The organism is Nostoc sp. FACHB-280, from assembly GCF_014697615.1.
GTDB lineage: Bacteria > Cyanobacteriota > Cyanobacteriia > Cyanobacteriales > Nostocaceae > Nostoc_B.
The window spans coordinates 210,150-231,210 of sequence record NZ_JACJSD010000004.1 but is presented as its reverse complement, the minus strand read 5'-3'; the positions used below and the strand labels follow the sequence as shown (position 1 = coordinate 231,210).

Genomic DNA, 21,061 nt, shown 5'->3' with positions numbered 1-21,061 from the left:
CAGGAGCCAGAATTCATTCTGAGTTTTGTGCAACACTTTGGCAAGTTCAGCGCATTGCTGGCGGATGAAAAAGTGGGTTTAATACCCCCGCTAAATTCAAAATTTAGCGGTCTACGATTAGTGGTGGATTTGAATCTGCCACTAATTGGTTCTGACTTCTGAATTCTTATTCAAGGTGATGTTTTAGCAGGTTTCAAATTTCTGGCTTTATAGAAGGTTTCTAGACTTTGGCGATCGCCCACAAAACGCCAATGCCAAGGTTCATAACTCACACCTTGCACATTATCTTGAGGAAAAGACAACTCAAAACCAAAGCGGGCGGCGTTTGCTTGTAGCCAGCTAAAAGCTTTGGTTTGATCAAAGTTAGCCTGAAGATTAGTAGCGGGTGCAGAGCCATCTCCGATATCTGCTGCATAACCTGTATGATGCTCACTATGGCCTGGCGGCGCACTGAGGGCGGCTCTTTGGGACGGGGTTTGATTGCGTTGCGCCCCGACTTCAAAAAATAATTGCTCTTGTTCTTTCACAGAGCGAAAGCCAGAAATAGGCACTAAAATTACCCCCGCACTCCGCGCGGCTTGGGTCATGGCGCGAAACTTTTCGGCCGCAGTTTTTCGCATTCTGATGCGGCGATCGCTTGTAATTGGTACTAACTCTGACTCTGGTGCTTCTGGGTAAGCTAAATGTCCCAACACCACATTATTATCTTGGGGATTTGCTGAGTTAGTCGCGCCGGGAGTGGTGAGAGTCGGGGAATCTGCTGGTGAAGATGAAGAATCGGTGATTTTTTTCGGTGTAGTGAGAGAAAAGAAAAAACCACTAACTACAGCCAGCAAGATAAATCCCGCGACTCCCCCAATAATCAGCACTAAAGGTTGTAAGGGTGTTTTGGCTGAGACATCAGGAGTATCGCGTAAAGCTACTGGAATGTCATCACCAGAATCACCGGACGAATTTGGGGCTTTTCCAGAAAACCCAGCTTTATTCAAGGGTTAACTCCTGCTTTTGTTCAAAATTCATAACAGACTGTAGACTGGACAGAGATTAGCATATTCGGTAGATTTTACATCTGTCTTTATTAGTGAAATTTTGGCAAACCTCCTAGAACTATACGTCAAACTGGCAGGCTTAATTTTAATCGGATTTTTCCTGGGACGGAAACTGCCTGCCGCAGTTCCACAGCGTTTGGGTCAGTTCCTTTTTTGGGTGGGAGTACCTGTAAGCATTGTTGCTTTTTTACGTCAAGCTGATCTATCGGCACAGATTTGGATTGCACCTGCGATCGCTCATTTAGCAATTTTATTGGGTGCATTTTTGGCTTGGTTAGCAATCAAAGGACAAGCTTATCTGACAAACACAACTTTTCAACACCCAACTCAGGGAAGTTTTATCTTAGCCGCAATGGTCGGCAATACAGGTTATATCGGCTTTCCTGTGACTTTAGCAATGGTCGGGCAAGATTATTTTGCCTGGGCTTTATTTTACGATTTATTGGGGTCACTGTTTGGTGCTTATGGTTTGGGTGTCGCCATAGCATCTCGTTATGGCTATGGTGGCACAAACTACTGGCAAATGGCTCAGGCCATCTTGATTAACCCAGCCTTGTGGAGTTTTGGGTTGGGTTTATGGTTTCGCCAAATTAGTATTTCTCCGACGGTAGAATTTTATTTGGAAAAATCGGGTTGGATTGCAGTCGCCTTATCTTTAGTATTAATTGGAATGCGCCTTTCCCTGCTGACTTCTTGGCGCAGGTTTCCCCAAGCCGCCATCAGTTTGGCTATCAAAATGCTTTTAGTTCCTCTGCTGCTAGGCAGTATCTTATCTTTATTTGGTGTGACTGGTTTTGCCGCCAAGGTAATTGTTTTACAAATGGCAATGCCGCCAGCATTTGCGACAATGGTGCTGGCTGAAACTTTCAATCTTGACCGTGACCTCGCTGTGACTTCCCTAGCGTTGGGAGTCATGCTGTTGTTGGTGACTTTACCTGTGTGGCTGTGGTTGTTTTGAATTAGTCAATAAACCTGTTGCAAAGTTCATAACTCTAGCTTCTTTACTTTGCGCCTTTGCGTGAGACAAAAAAAGAGTCTAATATTTATGATTCTTCCCTCAGCATAATTGACTTAACTTTGCTGCCAAATCTGCGGGACTGGTATGTTCGTAATGTTCAAAGGGTTGGTGAATCCAAGGATTATCCGGTAAGTAATCGACGTAATAATCAGGTTTAATGACTGAACAGGCTTTATACCAAACGACGGCGCTGCGAATTTCCGCAATTGAGGAATCGACATTTTCCCGTAACCAAGGAATTGTCTGTTGAAGAGTAATCCCAGAGTCTACCAAGTCGTCAATTAATAGAATATGGGAACCTAACTTTTCTGTGGTCATAGTCAAGTGATGGGAAAAAGTGAGATCACCTCGTGCTTGTTTGCCGGGGCCGCTGTAAGATGATGTCGCTAAAATGGCCAATGGCTTTTGATAAATCCGAGAAATAATATCTCCAACTCGCAGTCCGCCTCTGGCTAGGCAAACAATTTGGTTGAATTCCCAACCAGATTGATATACCTGAACCGCCAGTTGTTCAATCTTGTAGTGATATTCTGACCAAGAAACGTAAAGGTCTGGCATAAAAAAAGTAATTTTGAGGTAATACTGATAGCGATCGCAAACTTTTTATTTTAATACGAGCCTCAGATATTATGAACGATTCTGCCGATAATTCCGCCCAAAATCCAGCTTTGAGTTCAAAAATGGATTTTAAAACCAAGTTAGCTTATGGTGCGGGTGATTTAGGCCCAGCAATTACGGCTAATATTTCGATATTTTTCTTGTTAGTTTTCTTTACAAATGTCGCTGGGATTCCCGCCGGTTTAGCTGGGAGTGTATTGTTGATTGGCAAAATCTGGGACGCTGTTAATGATCCATTTGTCGGATTATTAACAGATAAAACCAAATCTCGGCGCTGGGGTCGTCGGCTACCGTGGATGTTTTATGGTGCAATTCCTTTTGGAATTTTCTTTTTCTTGCAGTGGATTGTACCGCAATTTAGTAGCGATCGCAGTACAAATATTGGGTTTTTATTTTGGTATTACGTCGTAATTGGGTTGATATCTCAGGTCTTTTACACCGTGGTAAATTTGCCTTACACAGCGATGACTCCTGAACTCACCCAAGATTATGATGAACGCACCAGTCTAAACAGTTTTCGCTTTACTTTTTCAATTGGTGGCAGTATTTTATCGTTGATTTTAGCGCAAATAGTATTTTCGCAAATTCCTGACCGTCAACAACAATATTTTGTCTTAGCGGTGATTTGTACCGTAATTTCTGTAGTTTCGCTATATTGGTGCGTTTTTGGAGTCCGCGATCGCATTTTAGCTTTTGAAGCCAAACGCATCCAACTAGAAGAACCTCCATCACTGCCCTTTTTTGAACAGTTAAAAATTGTTTTTACCAATCGCCCTTTTTTATTTGTAATTGGTATATATCTATTTTCTTGGTTAGCTGTGCAAATTACAGCCAGTATCATTCCTTACTTTGTCATCAACTGTATGAAGCTGAAAGAAGCAGATGTTCCGACAGTGATGATTGCTGTCCAAGGCACTGCTTTAATTATGTTATTTGTGTGGAGTAATTTAAGTAAAAAAATTGGCAAAAAACTCGTTTATTTTATGGGAATGAGTTTGTGGATTATCGCCGCCGCCGGACTATTTTTTTTACAATCTGACCAATTAGTTTTAATGTATGTCATGGCTGTGATGGCTGGTGTAGGAGTATCTACAGCTTATTTAGTTCCTTGGTCGATGATTCCCGATGTGATTGAATTAGATGAACTGCAAACCGGACAACGCCGCGAAGGTATATTTTATGGTTTCATGGTTTTGTTACAGAAATTTGGGTTAGCATTCGGGTTATTTCTTGTCGGTAATGCCTTACAATCTGCTGGTTTTAAAGAAGCTGTAGCGGGACAAAGCACTTTACCAATTCAACCAGAATCCGCACTCACAGCCATTCGCTTTGCTGTTGGCCCTATACCCACTGTTTGTTTAATTTGTGGTTTAGTTTTAACGTATTTTTACCCCATTACTAGGGAAATGCACTCGGAAATATTGTTAAAACTCAGAGAACGTCAGACAAACAAGTCATAAATAATTTTTGGCACTATTTGAACTGAAACTATCTACAAATATGTTTTTAATAGTATAGAACTACAAGATTCACGATTTTTTCCACAAGTCAGGAATCTGGAAGTCTGACAATTTTCTCAAATCAAACATCCTCAAACTGATAGTTACTAATTATGTGCCAGCTGCTAGGGATGAACTGCAATGTACCCACAGATATTTGCTTTTCCTTTGAAGGTTTTTCTGCACGAGGAGGCAAAACAGATGATCATAGCGATGGTTGGGGGATTGCATTTTTTGAGGGAAAAGGATGTCGGGTATTGTTAGATGACAAACCTTCTGTGACATCTCCAATAGCAGATTTAGTCAGGCGCTATCCCATCCACTCTACTCATGTAATTGCCCATATCCGTAAAGCAACTCAGGGAGAAGTAGCCTTAAGAAACTGTCATCCCTTCCAACGAGAACTGTGGGGTAGGTATTGGGTATTTGCTCACAATGGTAATCTACCAGATTATCATCCCCGGAATATGGGCTTTTACGAACCAGTGGGTGATACCGACAGCGAAAAAGCCTTCTGCATTATGTTAGAAACTCTCCGGGAGGCTTTTCCTGACGGTAAGCCGCCTTTAGAAAAACTTAATGTTGTGCTGCGTCAAATTACGGCGGAAATCGCTCAAGTAGGTGTTTTTAACTATTTGTTGTCGGATGGAGAACATTTTTTTGCCCACTGTTCGACAAAACTCTCCTACATTGTTCGTCAAGCCCCCTTCGCCGCTGCCCACTTGATTGATCAAGATATGACGGTAGACTTTCGGGAGTTGACTTCCCCACACGATCGCGTCGCCGTTATCGCCACTACCCCCCTCACCGATAACGAAGTCTGGACAACCATCCAACCAGGAGAATTACTAGTCTTTCAAGACGGCTTACCCCAGAAATAACCCCAGAGTGTATGGCAATTTATTTTTGATTCATTATCAATAACATTAGTATTTTTACAGTCTCCCATAAGGGAAAATTTGTTACTTATCGCCCTTACCATATTTGTCTGCTATCAAAAAGTAAATAGTACACAAATATAAATATTGCTATGCCTATGTATATATCTTGGGTGGTGACTGTAAAGAGTATGTAAAGATGCTTTTGGTGAGAATAGACACCTCAGTAAATATACAGTACAATTGCAATAAATTATTTAAATAATAATAGCTGCTAAAGCTAAATAATCATAAGTAACAACCCATAATGTAAATGTGGGAGTAGCTTTCTGTGTCTGATACATCTTTAAGCTTGATTTTTTGATATTGATTAGCGATCGCTAATGATCAAAGGATGGTTGAAATAAAGCCTAAATATGAGTGCTTTTATGGAAATTCATAAAGGCATAGAGAATGCAGAGATAGATAACAGCTAAACATATCACCCCGAAACGATTGACAGGAATAATACAGCAATTAGATAGCTAAAAGCCATATTTACGCTAAGAATATGGTCTAAAGTTTGATGAATTTTCCTGGCTAAAGATTAATATTCTGGCAAGATGGGAAAAATTAAGATTTTCTCGTCTTAAATGCTATGAGATTGGCTAAATATTGAAACAGCTTATCGATTATCAATAAAGATAAAGATATTCTTGTTAGTAGAAAACTGTTCATAAACTTTTCAGAAGCACATTACATATTAATTAATAATCAGCTTTCACAAAGCCTCTGCTATATCTATGTGTTTCTGGAGAATTAATAGAAAAAACTTTATAAAAAATTACTATGTTATGTAATCTAAATATGCTTTAGTTAAATATGTTTCTACTTAGTTAATGCGACAGCAAAAGCCAACATTATGTTGCGAAACGTGCCTTTAAAATTAAACCGAATTGTATTGCTTCTATACTCACGAAAAAAATGCTGAAAGCATCGGCTATCGGCATATTTTTTGTTGTTTCAAATAGCAAAATCTGTAATTTGCAAAATTTCAACTGACTGAAACAATCAATTTATTTTAGGTAAAAGTTATGGCAATTAATGGCACTAATGGCGATGATAATCTCATCGGCACAGCTGGTGATGATATTATTAAAGGCTTTGCCGGAAATGACAATATATCAGGTAATGGCGGCAACGATATTCTAGAGGGTGGCGCTGGAGATGATACTATTTCTAGTTTTGCTACCTCTGGTAATAGCATTCTTGATGGTGGATTAGGCGACGATGTATTGGATGTGGATCAGTCAAGCGGTGATAATCTGCTTGATGGTGGTGCGGGTGATGATTATCTGTCCGCTGTAGGTTCCTCTGGGGTTAACGTTCTCAATGGTGGTGGTGGGGAAGATATCTTAAATGCGGATCAGTCCACAGGCAATAACCTGCTGAATGGTGGTGCTAATGATGATTATCTGTCAGCGATCGCATCTGAAGGCAATAACGTCCTAGATGGTGGCGGCGGTAACGACACCCTTAATATCAATCAGTCCGACGGCGATAACCTACTCGAAGGTCGTGCTGGAGATGATGAACTGTCGGCTGTTGGTGCTTTTGGTAATAACATCCTCAATGGTGGCGCAGGCAACGATATATTAAATGCTGACGATTCCACAGGCAATAACATCCTCAATGGTGATGGGGGTGCTGACTATATTACTGCTGTGGGTTCATCAGGGAATAACACCCTCAACGGCGGTGCAGGTGCTGATACCTTAGATATCACCGATTCCACAGGAAATAACCAGCTGAATGGGAATGGTGGTGACGATACCTTGACAGCTTATCGTTCATCAGGTGATAACACCCTCAATGGTGGTGCAGGCGCGGATACCTTAGATGTTGATCAGTCCAGTGGCGATAACACATTGGATGGTGGTATTGGTGATGATTCTCTATCCGCCATCAATTCCTCTGGAGACAATACTCTCTATGGTGGAGAGGGAGCGGATATCTTAAACGCAGATCAATCCACTGGTGCTAATTCTCTCTATGGTGGTGCAGGTGATGATTATCTGACTGCCGTTGGTTCCGAAGGTGATAACACCCTCAGTGGCGAAGGTGGTAACGACAGATTATTTGTCGATCAGTCCACAGGCAATAATGTACTTGAAGGTGGTACTGGGAATGACGAACTGTCTGCTGTCGGTGCTTTTGGTAATAATATCCTCAATGGTGGGAATGGTCAGGATACATTAAATGCAGACAATTCCACAGGTGATAACCTGCTTGATGGTGGTGATGGTACTGATTATCTATCTGCCGTTGGTTCCTCTGGCGATAACACCCTCAATGGTGGTGCAGGTGCAGATACCTTAGATGTGAGTGATTCTACAGGTGATAACATCCTCAATGGCGAGAACGGTAACGATACCCTAACAGCTTATCGTTCATCCGGTTATAACTTTCTCAACGGTGGCGCAGGCAGCGATACCTTAGATGTAGATCAGTCAAGTGGCAACAACTATCTCTATGGTGGTGGTGGTGACGATTATCTGTCAGCAATCAATTCCACTGGAGATAATAATCTCTACGGTGATGATGGAGAGGACATCTTAACCGCAGATCAATCAAGTGGCGATAACTATCTCTATGGTGGTACTGATGATGACTATCTGTCTGCCGTTGGTTCCGAAGGTAATAACCTCCTGGATGCTGGAAATGGCAACGATATCTTAATTATTGATCAGTCTACAGGCGATAACACCCTGGAAGGTGGGGCTGGTAATGATGAACTGTCTGCTGCTGGTTCATTTGGCAATAATACCCTCAATGGTGGCGCAGGCAACGATACATTAAATGCAGACAATTCCACAGGTAATAACGTCCTCAATGGTGATGGGGGTGCCGATTATATTACCGCTGTGGGTTCGTCTGGTAAAAACTTCCTCAATGGTGGCGTAGGCGACGATACTTTAGATGTGACGGATTCCACAGGTGATAACGTCCTCAACGGCCAGAACGGTAACGATACCCTGAGAGCTTATCGTTCCACAGGTGATAACATCCTTGATGGTGGCGTAGGCGCGGATACCTTAGATGTAGATCAGTCAAGTGGCGACAATTATCTTGATGGTGGTATCGGTGATGATTTCTTGTCGGCAATCAATTCCACTGGAGATAATACTCTCTATGGTGATGATGGAGCGGACATCTTAGACGTAGATCAATCTACTGGTGCTAATTCTCTCTATGGTGGTGCTGATGATGATTATCTGTCTGCCGTTGGTTCCGAAGGTAATAACCTCCTCTATGGTGAAGATGGCAACGACATCTTAATTGTTGATCAGTCCACAGGCGCTAACACCCTGGAAGGTGGTGCTGGTAATGATGAACTATTGGCTGCTGGTTCATTTGGCAATAACACCCTCAATGGTGGCGCAGGCAACGACACATTAAATGTTGACGATTCCACAGGTAATAACGTCCTCAATGGCGGTGCGGGAGATGACGAATTGTCTGCTCTGGGTGCATCTGGAAATAACAGCCTCAACGGTGGCGAAGGTGATGACGCAATCTATGTTAGTACTGCCTTACAACAGTCAACCACTTTGGTAGTACAAACAGTTGATGGTGGCGCAGACTACGATTACCTTTTTGTTGATTACAGCAACGCTACAGCTGGCATTACCTCCACGTATAACTCTTCAACCAATAGCGGGAGAATCACCGCAGGCACAAATCGAGTTAACTACAGCAACATCGAAAGTCTAGAGTTGATTGGTACAGCCTACAGTGACAATATTATAGGCACCAACGGCAACGACAGACTTTTTGGTGGCAGTGGTGGCGATGATATTATCAACGGCGGCGCTGGTGATGATTATATTTCAGCGATTGGTTCCGCTGGAAATAACAGCCTCAACGGTGGCGAAGGCGACGACAGGTTAACCGTTGACGATTCTACTGGGGATAACCTGCTGAATGGTTATAACGGTAACGATACTCTGTCTGCTTATCGTTCCGAGGGTGATAACACTCTGATTGGTAATGCGGGTGACGACACATTAGATGCGGATGAGTCGATTGGTAATAACACCCTCAATGGTGGTAGTGGTGATGATCATCTTTCGGCTATTGGTTCAGCTGGTAATAACATCCTCAACGGTGGCGCTGGAAGTAATATCTTAAATGTGAGTCAGTCCAGTGGTAATAACACCCTCAATGGTGATAATGGTGATGATGTGTTGTTGGCAGATGCTTCTGTGGGCAATAACACCCTGATTGCCAGAGGTGGTAATGACAGATTAAGTGTGGAATATTCGGAAGGGAATAACCTACTTGATGGCGGTGTGGGCAATGATGAATTGTCTGCCGTTGGTTCTTTTGGCATTAACACTCTCTACGGTGGTAATGGTAGCGATGTATTGACTGTTAACTATTCCAGCGGCAATAACCTACTTAATGGTGACAGTGGTAATGATACTCTGTCGGCTGTAGAAGCTACTGGGAATAACACCCTAGATGGCGGTAGTGGAAACGATACATTGATTGGTGGTAATGGCAATGATATTCTCATTGGTGGCACAGGTAATGACCTGATCACAGGTGGTAGCGGTGCAGATACCTTTGTCTTTAATCGTTTTAATGAAGGTACTGATACGATTACTGACTTCAGTATCAGTAATGACATTATTCAGATATCTGCTGCTGGTTTCGGTGGTGGTTTATTGGCTGGGGCGCTATCGATTAGTCAGTTTACCTTGGGGACATCGGCAACCACAGCTGATCAAAGATTCATCTATAACAACACCACTGGTGCGTTGTACTTTGACCAAGATGGTAATGCTGGTGGATTTAGACAAGTACAACTAGCGCAACTGTCTGGTGCGCCTGCATTGAGTGTTAGCAATTTTGTGATTGTTTAAAGACTGTCGCAAAACTAATTATTAAATTGCAATAGTACAGAAAACAAAGGTTACGCCATCAGCGTAACCTTTTTTCTATTTATTAATTATTTGTGGGAGCGATCGCCAATCATAGCCAAATATTTTACCAGTTGTAAAAAGTAGATAACCAATGAAGAATAAAGCTGAAGTTGCGATTAACAATAACAAGTTAACTGAGGCAAAAATCCGACCAGTAAATATAATGATGAGGATTCCGATAGCAATCAAAACCCAGCCTAAATGACGATTGATCCGTTGTTGACACAACACAAAAATTCCAGCAAAACAAAGCGCAATGCTAGGTAAACCAAAAAATATACCGATTCTCACGTTGGCAGTTAACAGTACAATACTGGCAACTATTAAACTTAAACCTATCAGCTTAGTTGTTTTATCTACCACGATTGGTTGCTTATGCTGAACTGGTGGGGGTACAACTTGTGTGCTATGAACTACTGTCGCTAAAGCTGGGGAATTTTGCCAAATAAAAGTGATGGCATCACCTTGACCAAAGTTAATGCGATCGCCTACTTTTAACTGATATCTGGTTCCCGCTTCCAATTTGACATCGTTGAGAAATGTACCATTGGAACTACCTAAGTCTTCAATCAAGTAATTGCCATTCTCTACAATAATTTGAGCATGAGCGCGAGAAACAACTTCCGCATTTGGCAAACTGGAAACATCAATATCTGGGGGATTTTGGTCATTTGGCTTACCCAGTCGGATTACTGTCAGATTTGCTGGTAAGTCAAAAGCGGTGTTGGTTTGAACATGGAATAGCTGTAAACTTAGCCCGGTAGTGCTGAATTGATTGAGATTTTGCATGGCTTACCGTTGTATCGCTAATCCTATGTTAAATAGTTTAGGCGATCACTGACACCTTTGCGTATTTTCCCAGAGACAGGGTAAAGCAGAATTCAGGTGTTGGAAGTGATCACAGTTTGATGATGCTTTTTAAGCGATACTTCCGCGTTTCCTAGCTTCTTTGTAAGAAGTACCAACATTTTTTAAGCCAGCTTTAATCATTTGCTTTTCTAAAAGGGCGAAGAAACGCGCTTTATCTCCACCTCTAACCACAGCTTGATTATGTGCTTCTGCGATCGCTACTGGGTAGCCATATCCTTTTTGAACTTGCGCCAGCATCAATCCCAAGGCTTCATCAAACATAGCTGTATTTTCCACAACCCAAGCTGGGACTTCTATACGGGCAATTTCCGTACCTACGTGAACGTAACAAAAATAAATGTTTTGACCTTCATAAAACTCTAAAATTCGGGCGTTACTCCGCCATAAAGGGCCGCGTTGTCCTGGCTGGAGTTGAGTTGACCACAAAGACGTATCTCGTAAAGGTTCAAATACTTTGCAAGGAACTTTTTCTAACTGGTTGGGACAATAACTTACACAGTCGGGAACCGGATGGGGACAAGCCATCAACCGTAAAAAGTTAATTCCTTCAACATTTCGAGAGGCGCTGAGATAACCCATTAATGGGATTCCGGCATCACGTAGCTGCTGCCAAGCTTGCAAAATCGGCGGTAAAATGCGATCGCGTGCTTCTAGCGGTAACTGTTCTAAAAACCAATAAACTAACGAACCATCCACCATTGCTAAGGTTGGTATTCGGTCTTGGGAGGGTGAGGGAGAGAGGGGAGACAAGAGAGAGGGGGTAGACAAGGAAGAAGAAACATAGTTTCCCCCTTGTCTCCCTTGTCCACCTTGTCCCCTTCGTCCCTCCCGTCCCTCCCGTCCCTCCATCACTCCACAAGCTAATTCAGCCAGTACAGTTGCTTCACTTGCAGTCCGACAAAAACTCATCCATTCTTCCGTCCTAATACCCCACTGTCGAGATGTATATAAATCTTCGGGGCGGTAAAATACCTCTGGCAAGCTATCAAGTAGTGGATGACGATTTTGACCGTAGTGTAAAACTACTCTGCCAATATTTAAGAGATAACAATAAGCTATTTCGTGGTGGCTAGGGGCAATTTGTGAACCGTCGGTAGCGATGACAGTATGTACTTTCGGTGGAACAGGAATATCAATACGAGTTTCTAATGGCTCAATGGGGGTAGCATTAGCGAATAAAATGCGATCGCGCCATTTTTCTTGACGTTCAATTAAATCCTGCTGACATTCGTAAGCATTTATTAAATGTTGTTGCGCTAATTCTAAACGCTGACGACCAGCAACAGCTTCTTGGGAAAGATGCTGGCTTAAACCTTGCATTTGTCGCGCTAATTTTGTCAGGTCAAGCATATATTTTTAACTGAAGCCATTAATTAATTCAGCATAAAATATAATTCTAGACGTGGCTTATTGGTGAAATGACCACAAAATGTTACCTATAATCCAGAAAATATTTGATGAGATAGAGACGTAAAATTTACGTCTCTACAAATTTATGACAACCAATCAGAGAAGTTCTTGGTAAACTGTGACAGCGATATTAACTGAATTCGCTCGTCATCTTGCGCGGCTTTTCTTTCTGGTTGGGTATTATAGCCCCAATCAGCCAGAAAAAGTTGCACATCCTCTAGGTCAGCTTGTTGTTGAACTAACTGCAACGTTTTGATCCGGTCTTCAACAAACCATAAACTAACTGGCTGTTGATTCGCTGTTTGTATCAATTCTCGCAGAATTTCATATTTCGGACGCTTCACTTCTTTACCAAAAATTGCAGCGGGAGGTAAACTCACACCTTCTTGTTGCAACAATTGTTGTACAAAACGTCCCTCTTTCGTTGTCACAATGAATAACTGCACATGACTATCCAGAGTCAGTTTGATTTTTTCAATCACACCCGGATAAAATCTGTGCAGACTCAGCCAGCCGTCTAAATCTGTTGCAATCCATTCATCCCGCAGGTGATCTAGTTTTGCACCGATTTCTCTAGCCTGCAAGTTATCTTTTAATAAAATTTGTGGCGTAATTGTTGTCCATTCCTGAAGAATCTCTTCATCGGACATTCCCGCCAACAAAGCTTTAATTAAAACAGGCATTTCCCAACCTGTTTCAATCACTGGTCTGAGACGATAAAATCTCAATGCCAAGTCATCGGGCGGTGTATCATTATCTGGCAACCAAAGTTTACAGTAGGTTAGCCATGCGACCTCAAAATATTCAATTAGTCCGTCGCAAATTACTCCGTCAAAGTCTAAGGCCAAAATTGTAGGACTACTTGCGGTCATTGTTTTGAGGATGAAAACTGCTTTTGTCAGCTTACATGAAAAATTAAAAATTGGTAGTAATTTTTGCTAGTTTTTTGCAATTGATATTTTTTTCAAAATAGCTTCATCTACTTTTAATTATTTATTTTTAACTCGCTTAAAAGAAAATTTCTCTAGACTTTTGTTATTGATTAATAAAGTTAATATTTTATCTAAACTAATCTAGATATTCTATAAGTATTTTTTATTGGATAGATTGCTAGAAGCTGCTGACGCGGTTACATTCGCATTAATTATTCATTTTATTAACTTTTTTATTCATTTTGAATATCTCTAAACAAAGAAATTAAAAAAATCTGATTTAATTTTTTATTTGCGTTTTGGCGCTCTTATGTGATGTAAATTAATACACGGATTCAGCACAGTACAAAACCAACAAGCGCGAGATATAACTATTAAATTGGAAACAAAATCATGATTACCCAATCTGAGAAAATAACCTCACCCAAGCTGCTGATGGGAAATCCGGCTCCTGTTTTGGAAGTTAAAACTTTAAATGGAACCATCTGGAAACTAGCTGACCACACTCCGAAAAACTACACAATGGTTGTATTTTATCGAGGGTTACATTGTCCCATTTGTCAACAGTATATTACTGATTTAGAGCAGAAACTCGATGATTTCCAAAAACTAGGTGTAGAAGCGATCGCTATCAGTGGTGATTCTCTAGAAAAAGCACAACAATTTCAACAACAAGCTAACATCCAAAATAGCACCATTGGCTATGACTTCACCCCCGATGAAATGCGTCGTTGGGGACTGTATCTCACCAAAGGTCATTTTGAAAGTGAACCTGCCTTATTCAGCGAACCTGCTGTATTTTTAATCAAGCCCGATAGTCGTTTATATTTTGCCAACATTGGTACTCATCCCTTCTCCCGCGTCGATTTTGCTTTCCTACTCCAAGGGCTAGAGTACATCATTCCCAGAAACTACCCCTTCCGGGGAACAGAGTGGTAAGACATAACAGTCGGCTTCCAGATATCACTAAGCGTGCTTAAATATTGACTGATTGGTTAAAGCCAAAGGAGCCAAGCAAGCAATTTTGGCCAATCTAATGTAAATTAAGAATGTACACAGCAATGCCCTCTTCAGTGGGTAGTACAAACTCAACAGGCTGGAGTTTAGCAAAATTTCGCTTTGGTGTGATGTCTAACGACAAGACGTTCTGCGTCTACGCTCCTCAAGCACCAAGTAAATTTTCTAAACCCGGCTTTCCCGAAATATTACGTAGGTGATTACACAACGCTTCTGGAGGTCACTGAGATTATTTGACGAAAAAGCAATCTAACATAAACTAGGAATTTCGCAGGTGAGATTCACGTTACATCCTCAGATTTGCCTGCTTCCTAAGTTTTCTCGCTTTGTGCCTATCCAAAGTTTAATTTGTGTTGCGTTTGGGTAAAAAACAAGAAGTTAATTGTTTTTTTCTAAAGTATTGTTACCAGATCGTGATATGATTCAGCTGACTGAATGTGCAGTCATAATAAGTTAGCTGTACTGGTTTCAAGTCCCGTGAGCTTGTCAGAAGAACCAATTGCGCCCCCTCCGACAACACAACAAGATGCTCCATCTGGTTTTGAGGACACAGAACCAGTCAACACTTCTATGCAGGAGTTCTATCAACTCTATCAGAAGTTGTTGGTAATCACACTTGTTTTGACGGGGATTATATTTATCTCTGTGTGGATTTTTTATTCACTAAACATTGCCCTGAATTATTTAATTGGGGCGTGTACAGGTGTGGTTTACTTAAAGATGCTGGCTAACGACGTTGAGCGATTGGGTGCTGAGAAAAATCGTCTAAGCAAAAATCGTTTTGCTTTATTTATTGGGTTGATTATACTAGCAACTCAATGGAACGATCTACACGTAATGCCCATTTTTTTGGGATTTCTTACATACAAGGCCACGCTCCTCGTCTATACGGTGCAAACTGCGTTCCTTCCTGATTCTTAACAAAATCAGGCTCACTAAAGACAATACACCCATCCTCGCTCGTTGGGGAAAATGCTTGAAGAATGCAAATGCTTAGTGTTTTAAACGCCTTTAATTCTTTTCCCCTCGCCGAATTAGAAGTAGGTCATCATTTCTACTGGCAATTAGGCAACCTAAAAATTCATGGGCAGGTTTTTCTCACCTCATGGTTCGTGATTGGCATTCTGGTAATAGCTTCATTAGCTGCTACTCGGAATATACAAAAAGTTCCCAGAGGTATCCAAAACTTAATGGAATACGCTCTGGAATTTATTCGTGATCTAGCAAAAAACCAACTTGGTGAGAAAGAGTACCGCCCTTGGGTACCATTTATTGGTACATTGTTCTTGTTTATCTTCGTATCGAACTGGTCAGGTGCTTTAATTCCCTGGAAGCTCATCAAGCTGCCATCTGGTGAATTAGCGGCTCCCACCAATGACATCAATACGACGGTAGCATTGGCACTGCTGACTTCTCTTGCTTACTTTTATGCGGGTTTCAGCAAACGTGGTTTGGGCTACTTCAAGAAGTATATAGAGCCAACACCCGTATTGTTGCCGATCGCCATTCTCGAAGATTTCACTAAGCCCCTCTCCCTAAGCTTCCGTCTTTTCGGTAACATCTTGGCGGATGAATTAGTTGTGGCGGTATTAGTGCTGCTCGTGCCTTTATTTGTACCTCTGCCTGTAATGGCCTTGGGTTTATTTACCAGTGCCATTCAAGCCCTAGTGTTTGCTACCCTAGCAGGGGCATACATTCATGAGGCAATGGAAGGACACGGCGGCGAAGAGCATGAGGAGCATCATTAAAGCCCTCAGTTGTTAGCACAGTTCCGACGAGCATCAAAGCTCAAAACGTCGCAAACTGCGATTTGCGAGAACTCGGTGCAGCGTGAAAAAACACGTCTTTACTAGTTAATTTACTTTTGTAGTTCTGTACTTAAAGCAAGGAAAATCAAAATGGATCCATTAGTTTCTGCTGCTTCAGTTCTGGCTGCTGCTTTAGCAATTGGTTTGGCTGCTATTGGCCCTGGTATTGGACAAGGTAACGCTGCTGGTCAGGCAGTAGAAGGTATTGCTCGTCAACCAGAAGCAGAAGGTAAAATTCGCGGTACTCTGCTATTAACCTTGGCGTTCATGGAATCTTTGACCATCTACGGTCTAGTAATCGCGCTAGTACTATTGTTCGCTAACCCATTTTCCTAGAACCTAAAAGTTTTGTGAGTGTAGAGACGTGAATTCTCACGTCTCTACACAACAAATATTTTGGGGATTAATTGGTTCTGATGTAGGCTGACCCTCGTGGCTATGGGTCTCTAAAATACGAAAGGTTGGATAACGTTGCTAGCCATGAAAACTGCTACTCCAGCCAAAGAGGAGAGAAATGTTTGATTTCGATGCTACTTTGCCCTTTATGGCATTGCAGTTCCTGCTGTTGGCAGCCTTGTTGAATGTAATTTTCTATAAGCCACTGACCAAGGTACTGGATGAGCGCGATAATTACATCCGCACCAATACCCTTGAAGCCAAGGAACGTTTAGCCAAAGCCGAACGCCTAACTCAAGAATATGAGCAACAACTAGCAGAAGCTCGCAGACAATCGCAAGCTACTTTAGAAGCTGCTCAGGTTGAGGCTAAGAATATTACTGCCCAGAAAATTGCTGAGGCGCAACAAGAAGCTCAAGCTCAACGAGAAAAAGCTTCTGCTGAAATAGAGCAACAAAAGCAGGAAGCTATGCGTTCCTTGGAACAACAAGTTGATGCTCTCAGCAGGCAGATCCTAGAAAAACTATTAGGGCCGAGTTTAGCTAGATAAGCTAAAAATGATTGGTCTGACAAAACCTACGCGCAACTGGGCATTTGTCCCAGAGCGCCTAATTTAAGTGTCAAAACAGGCACTTTTTTCCTACGGGAAGACAAAACTTAATTAGCAAGCGAGCAGCGCACCTGTAAATGGCTATCATGGGCATTTTCTTCTTACTTGCCACAGAAGCTCAAGCTGTTCACTCTGAATTGGCAGAAGGCGCAGCAGAAGGTGGTTTCGGTCTAAACCTAGACATTTTAGAAACCAATCTCATAAACCTAGTGATTCTGATTGGCATACTATTCTACTTTGGACGTAAAGTTTTAAGCAATATCCTGAACGAGCGCAGCTCCAATATCGCAACTGCCATTCAGGAAGCAGAACAACGCTTAAAAGAAGCACAAGCTTCTCTTTCACAAGCACAAGAACAGTTGACCCAGGCTCAAGCTGAGGCACAGCGCATTCGCCAAGCAGCCACAGAAAGCGCCCAGGCAACCAAGCAAGCTCTGTTAGATAAAGCCGCACAAGACGTAGAACGCTTGAAACAAACAGCAGCAGCAGACTTGAACACCGAAAGAGAACGGGCGCTAACCGAATTGCGGCAGCGAGTAGCCGCTTTGGCACTACAGCAAGTTGAATCACAGCTGCGCTCTGGTGTGAGTGACGATGTTCAACAGGCGCTAATTGACCGTAGCATCGCTCAGGTGGGAGGACGGTAATGAAAAGTAATGTAGAAACAGCCGAAATCGCCCAGCCTTACGCACAGGCACTGATGTCAGTAGCACAGTCCAAAAATCTGACAGAAGAGTTCGGTAACGATGCGCGTGCTTTACTAGACTTGTTGCAAAATTCTCAACAACTGCGGAACTTTATCGATAACCCCTTCATTGTACCTGACACCAAAAAAGCGGTGATCAGCCAAGTAACGGGTGAAGGTGGTAATCCTTATTTACGCAACTTTTTGCTACTTTTAGTAGACAAACGACGCATCTTCTTCTTAGACCAGATTTTAAAACAGTACTTGGCATTGCTACGGCAGCTGAATCAAACTGTGTTAGCAGAAGTAACTTCTGCTGTTGCGCTCTCACCAGAGCAAGAAGAAGCCATTAAACAGAAAGTCATTGCTATCACCAATGCGCGTCAAGTAGAACTTGAAACTAGAGTAGACAGCGAATTGATTGGTGGTGTGATCATCAAAGTCGGCTCACAGGTAATCGACGCTAGTTTACGTGGTCAACTACGTCGCTTGTCTTTGCGTTTGACAAATGGCTAGGAAGAGGCAGGGGAGCAGGGAGCAGGGAGCAGGGGAGAAAAATTTTACTCAGCACTCAGCACTTTCAACTCAGCACTTTTCGATATTGATTACTATTTCTTCCGTGTTGCAAAAGAAAAACATACACCATGAGCATATCAATTAGACCTGACGAAATTAGCAGCATTATTCAACAGCAGATCGAGCAATACGACCAAGAAGTCAAAGTTGCTAACGTTGGTACCGTTCTGCAAGTAGGTGACGGTATTGCCCGGATTTATGGTCTGGAAAAGGCTATGGCTGGGGAACTTTTAGAATTTGAAGATGGCACCGTTGGTATCGCCCAAAACTTAGAAGAAGATAACGTGGGTGCGGTACTTATGGGTACAGGTAATAGTATCCAAGAAGGTAGTTCTGTGAGAGCTACTGGTAGAATTGCCCAAATTGGTGTCGGTGAAGCCTTAATTGGACGGGTTGTTGACGCTTTAGGTCGTCCCATCGACGGCAAAGGCGACATCAAATCCAGCGAAAGCCGCTTGATTGAATCGCCCGCACCCGGTATCATTGCTCGTCGTTCTGTACACGAACCAATGCAAACCGGGATTACCGCTATTGACTCCATGATTCCCATCGGTCGGGGTCAACGCGAGTTAATTATCGGCGACCGTCAAACAGGTAAAACTGCGATCGCAATTGACACCATCATTAACCAAAAAGGTGAAGATGTTGTTTGCGTATACGTCGCCGTTGGTCAAAAAGCTTCCACCGTAGCTAACGTAGTTCAAACCTTACAAGAAAAAGGCGCACTCGACTACACCGTAGTTGTTGCAGCTAACGCCAGTGACCCAGCTACCTTACAATTCTTGGCTCCTTACACCGGAGCTACCATTGCTGAGTACTTCATGTACAAAGGCAAAGCTACCCTCGTAATCTACGACGACCTTTCCAAGCAAGCACAAGCTTATCGCCAAATGTCCTTGCTACTGCGTCGTCCACCCGGACGGGAAGCTTACCCCGGAGACGTATTCTACATTCACTCTCGCTTGTTGGAAAGAGCCGCTAAACTCAGTGATGAGTTGGGCGCTGGTAGCATGACTGCGCTACCCATCATCGAAACCCAAGCTGGTGACGTATCCGCTTACATCCCCACCAACGTAATTTCCATCACCGACGGTCAGATTTTCTTATCTTCTGACTTGTTCAACGCTGGTATCCGTCCAGCTGTAAACCCTGGTATTTCCGTATCCCGTGTGGGTTCTGCGGCACAAACCAAGGCAATGAAGAAAGTTGCTGGTAAGATTAAGCTCGAACTGGCACAGTTTGATGACCTCCAAGCCTTCGCGCAATTTGCTTCTGACTTAGATAAAGCTACCCAAGACCAATTGGCACGGGGTCAACGTCTGCGGGAACTGCTCAAGCAGTCTCAAAATGAGCCTTTGTCTGTAGCTGAACAAGTGGCAATTCTTTACGCTGGTATTAACGGTTACTTAGATGATATCCCTGTAGATAAAGTAACCACCTTCACCAAAGGTTTCCGTGACTACCTGAAAACTGGTAAGTCTGCTTATTACGGAGCAGTACAAAGCAAGAAAGTACTAGGTGATGATGAAGAAGCCGCATTGAAGGCTGCTTTAGACGATTACAAAAAGACCTTCAAAGCTTCAGTGTAATTAGTCATTAGTCATTAGTCATTGGTAAGTAGCTAATGACTAATGACATAAGGACAAATGACTAAGGACAAAGGACAAAAATATGCCTAATCTTAAATCAATACGCGATCGCATTCAGTCGGTCAAAAACACCAAAAAAATCACCGAAGCTATGCGGCTAGTAGCAGCAGCGCGGGTACGTCGGGCGCAAGAACAAGTGCTGGCAACTCGTCCCTTCGCTGACAGACTAGCGCAAGTTTTATATGGTTTACAAACCCGCCTGCGGTTTGAAGATGCAAACCTACCTCTACTGAGAAAACGCGAAGTTAAATCAGTAGGTTTGTTAGTAATTTCTGGCGACAGAGGTTTGTGCGGTGGTTACAACACAAACGTCATCCGTCGTGCAGAGAACCGTACCAAGGAACTCAAAGCAGAAGGTATCGACTACACATTTGTATTGGTTGGTCGTAAAGCTACCCAATACTTCCAACGTCGCAACCAACCTATCGATGCTACCTACAGTGGCTTAGAACAAATACCCACCGCCGAAGAAGCAAATAGAATTGCTGACGAGTTGCTGTCTTTGTTCCTCTCGGAAAAAGTAGACCGCATCGAATTAATCTACACTCGTTTCGTTTCCTTGGTGAGTTCTCGTCCTGTAGTTCAAACCTTGTTACCTCTGGATACCCAAGGTTTAGAAGCAGCAGACGACGAAATCTTCCGGTTGACTACTCGTGGTGGTCAATTTGAAGTTGAACGGCAAAAAGTCACTTCTCAAGTTCAACCTTTAGCCAGCGATATGATTTTTGAGCAAGACCCAGTGCAAATTCTGGATGCCTTGCTACCCCTGTATTTGGGCAACCAACTACTACGGGCATTACAAGAATCTGCTGCCAGTGAACTAGCAGCACGGATGACAGCTATGAGTAACGCCAGTGATAACGCTGGTGAATTGATTAAAAGCCTATCGTTGTCTTACAACAAAGCCCGACAAGCCGCAATTACTCAAGAACTTCTAGAGGTTGTTGGTGGTGCAGAAGCACTGAGTTAGGGACAAGTTAATTGGTAACTATAATAAATAGCTAATTGCTGGTAATTTCAAACTGGCGATTAGCTATTTTTGCTTTCACAATAATTTGGGGACTTTGCAGCATTGCTTT

19 protein-coding genes are annotated in these 21,061 nt (G+C 42.6%); 14 read left to right on the top strand and 5 right to left on the bottom strand.

All coding sequences use genetic code 11. The annotated features are described in order from the left end of the window. Positions 1-170: 170 nt before the first annotated feature. On the bottom strand, positions 171-989 hold the full coding sequence (locus tag H6G75_RS04860; RefSeq protein WP_190978824.1) for a D-alanyl-D-alanine carboxypeptidase family protein: 819 nt from the start codon (positions 987-989) through the stop codon (positions 171-173). A gap of 100 nt (positions 990-1,089) precedes the next feature. Here H6G75_RS04860 and H6G75_RS04855 point away from each other — a divergent pair, with 100 nt between their 5' ends. After that, the gene (locus H6G75_RS04855; protein ID WP_190978823.1) at positions 1,090-2,007 is read left to right on the top strand and encodes an AEC family transporter; all 918 of its coding nucleotides are present in this window, start codon (positions 1,090-1,092) and stop codon (positions 2,005-2,007) included. Positions 2,008-2,106: 99 nt separating this feature from the next. On the opposite strand, the gene H6G75_RS04850 is transcribed toward H6G75_RS04855, so the two are convergent. Then, complete coding sequence (locus H6G75_RS04850) at positions 2,107-2,625, bottom strand: phosphoribosyltransferase (protein ID WP_190978822.1); 519 nt, start codon at positions 2,623-2,625, stop codon at positions 2,107-2,109. Positions 2,626-2,696: 71 nt separating this feature from the next. On the opposite strand from H6G75_RS04850, the gene H6G75_RS04845 reads away from it, so the two are divergent. The 3 genes from H6G75_RS04845 (at position 2,697) to H6G75_RS04835 (ending at position 9,969) form a co-directional block, all read left to right on the top strand. After that, positions 2,697-4,145: an MFS transporter gene (locus tag H6G75_RS04845; RefSeq protein WP_190978821.1), complete on the top strand. Its 1,449-nt coding sequence runs from the start codon at positions 2,697-2,699 to the stop codon at positions 4,143-4,145. 152 nt (positions 4,146-4,297) lie between these two features. Beyond that, a complete protein-coding gene (locus tag H6G75_RS04840) occupies positions 4,298-5,065 on the top strand; it encodes a class II glutamine amidotransferase (protein WP_190978820.1) in 768 nt (255 codons plus the stop codon). 1,070 nt (positions 5,066-6,135) lie between these two features. Continuing rightward, positions 6,136-9,969: a calcium-binding protein gene (locus H6G75_RS04835; protein ID WP_190978819.1), complete on the top strand. Its 3,834-nt coding sequence runs from the start codon at positions 6,136-6,138 to the stop codon at positions 9,967-9,969. Positions 9,970-10,044: 75 nt separating this feature from the next. Here H6G75_RS04835 and H6G75_RS04830 read toward each other — a convergent pair whose 3' ends face one another. The 3 genes from H6G75_RS04830 to H6G75_RS04820 form a co-directional block, all read right to left on the bottom strand. After that, positions 10,045-10,818, bottom strand: a complete 774-nt coding sequence (locus H6G75_RS04830; RefSeq protein WP_190978818.1) for an FHA domain-containing protein — start codon at positions 10,816-10,818, stop codon at positions 10,045-10,047. A 129-nt stretch (positions 10,819-10,947) separates the two neighbouring features. Beyond that, on the bottom strand, positions 10,948-12,249 hold the full coding sequence (locus tag H6G75_RS04825) for a DNA double-strand break repair nuclease NurA (protein ID WP_190978817.1): 1,302 nt from the start codon (positions 12,247-12,249) through the stop codon (positions 10,948-10,950). Between the two features lie 143 nt (positions 12,250-12,392). Next, on the bottom strand, positions 12,393-13,181 hold the full coding sequence (locus H6G75_RS04820) for an HAD family hydrolase (protein ID WP_190978816.1): 789 nt from the start codon (positions 13,179-13,181) through the stop codon (positions 12,393-12,395). Between the two features lie 453 nt (positions 13,182-13,634). Between H6G75_RS04820 and H6G75_RS04815 the strand changes: the two genes are divergently transcribed. The 10 genes from H6G75_RS04815 (at position 13,635) to H6G75_RS04770 (ending at position 20,952) form a co-directional block, all read left to right on the top strand. Then, positions 13,635-14,180, top strand: coding sequence for a redoxin domain-containing protein (locus H6G75_RS04815; protein WP_190978815.1), 546 nt, complete (start codon positions 13,635-13,637; stop codon positions 14,178-14,180). 122 nt (positions 14,181-14,302) lie between these two features. Beyond that, positions 14,303-14,458, top strand: coding sequence for a hypothetical protein (locus H6G75_RS04810; protein WP_190978814.1), 156 nt, complete (start codon positions 14,303-14,305; stop codon positions 14,456-14,458). Between the two features lie 235 nt (positions 14,459-14,693). Then, positions 14,694-15,179, top strand: coding sequence for an ATP synthase subunit I (locus H6G75_RS04805; RefSeq protein ID WP_190590582.1), 486 nt, complete (start codon positions 14,694-14,696; stop codon positions 15,177-15,179). 62 nt (positions 15,180-15,241) lie between these two features. Beyond that, positions 15,242-16,006, top strand: a complete 765-nt coding sequence (gene atpB / locus H6G75_RS04800) for a F0F1 ATP synthase subunit A (protein ID WP_190978813.1) — start codon at positions 15,242-15,244, stop codon at positions 16,004-16,006. Positions 16,007-16,156: 150 nt separating this feature from the next. Continuing rightward, entirely contained in the window at positions 16,157-16,402 is a 246-nt protein-coding gene (gene atpE, locus H6G75_RS04795; protein ID WP_008233924.1) for an ATP synthase F0 subunit C, read from the top strand. 178 nt (positions 16,403-16,580) lie between these two features. Beyond that, positions 16,581-17,012 (top strand): F0F1 ATP synthase subunit B', encoded by a 432-nt coding sequence (locus H6G75_RS04790; protein ID WP_190966857.1) that lies wholly within the window; start codon positions 16,581-16,583, stop codon positions 17,010-17,012. Between the two features lie 137 nt (positions 17,013-17,149). Next, positions 17,150-17,719 carry a F0F1 ATP synthase subunit B gene (locus tag H6G75_RS04785; RefSeq protein WP_062297596.1) on the top strand — a complete coding sequence of 190 codons (570 nt, stop codon included), beginning with the start codon at positions 17,150-17,152 and terminating at the stop codon, positions 17,717-17,719. Further along, positions 17,719-18,273, top strand: a complete 555-nt coding sequence (gene atpH, locus H6G75_RS04780) for an ATP synthase F1 subunit delta (protein WP_190978812.1) — start codon at positions 17,719-17,721, stop codon at positions 18,271-18,273. The genes H6G75_RS04785 and atpH overlap by 1 nt, the downstream gene beginning before the upstream one ends. A 128-nt stretch (positions 18,274-18,401) precedes the next feature. Next, a complete protein-coding gene (atpA, locus tag H6G75_RS04775) occupies positions 18,402-19,922 on the top strand; it encodes a F0F1 ATP synthase subunit alpha (protein WP_190978811.1) in 1,521 nt (506 codons plus the stop codon). An 82-nt stretch (positions 19,923-20,004) separates the two neighbouring features. Continuing rightward, positions 20,005-20,952, top strand: coding sequence for a F0F1 ATP synthase subunit gamma (locus tag H6G75_RS04770; RefSeq protein ID WP_190978810.1), 948 nt, complete (start codon positions 20,005-20,007; stop codon positions 20,950-20,952). The last annotated feature ends 109 nt before the right edge of the window (positions 20,953-21,061 follow it).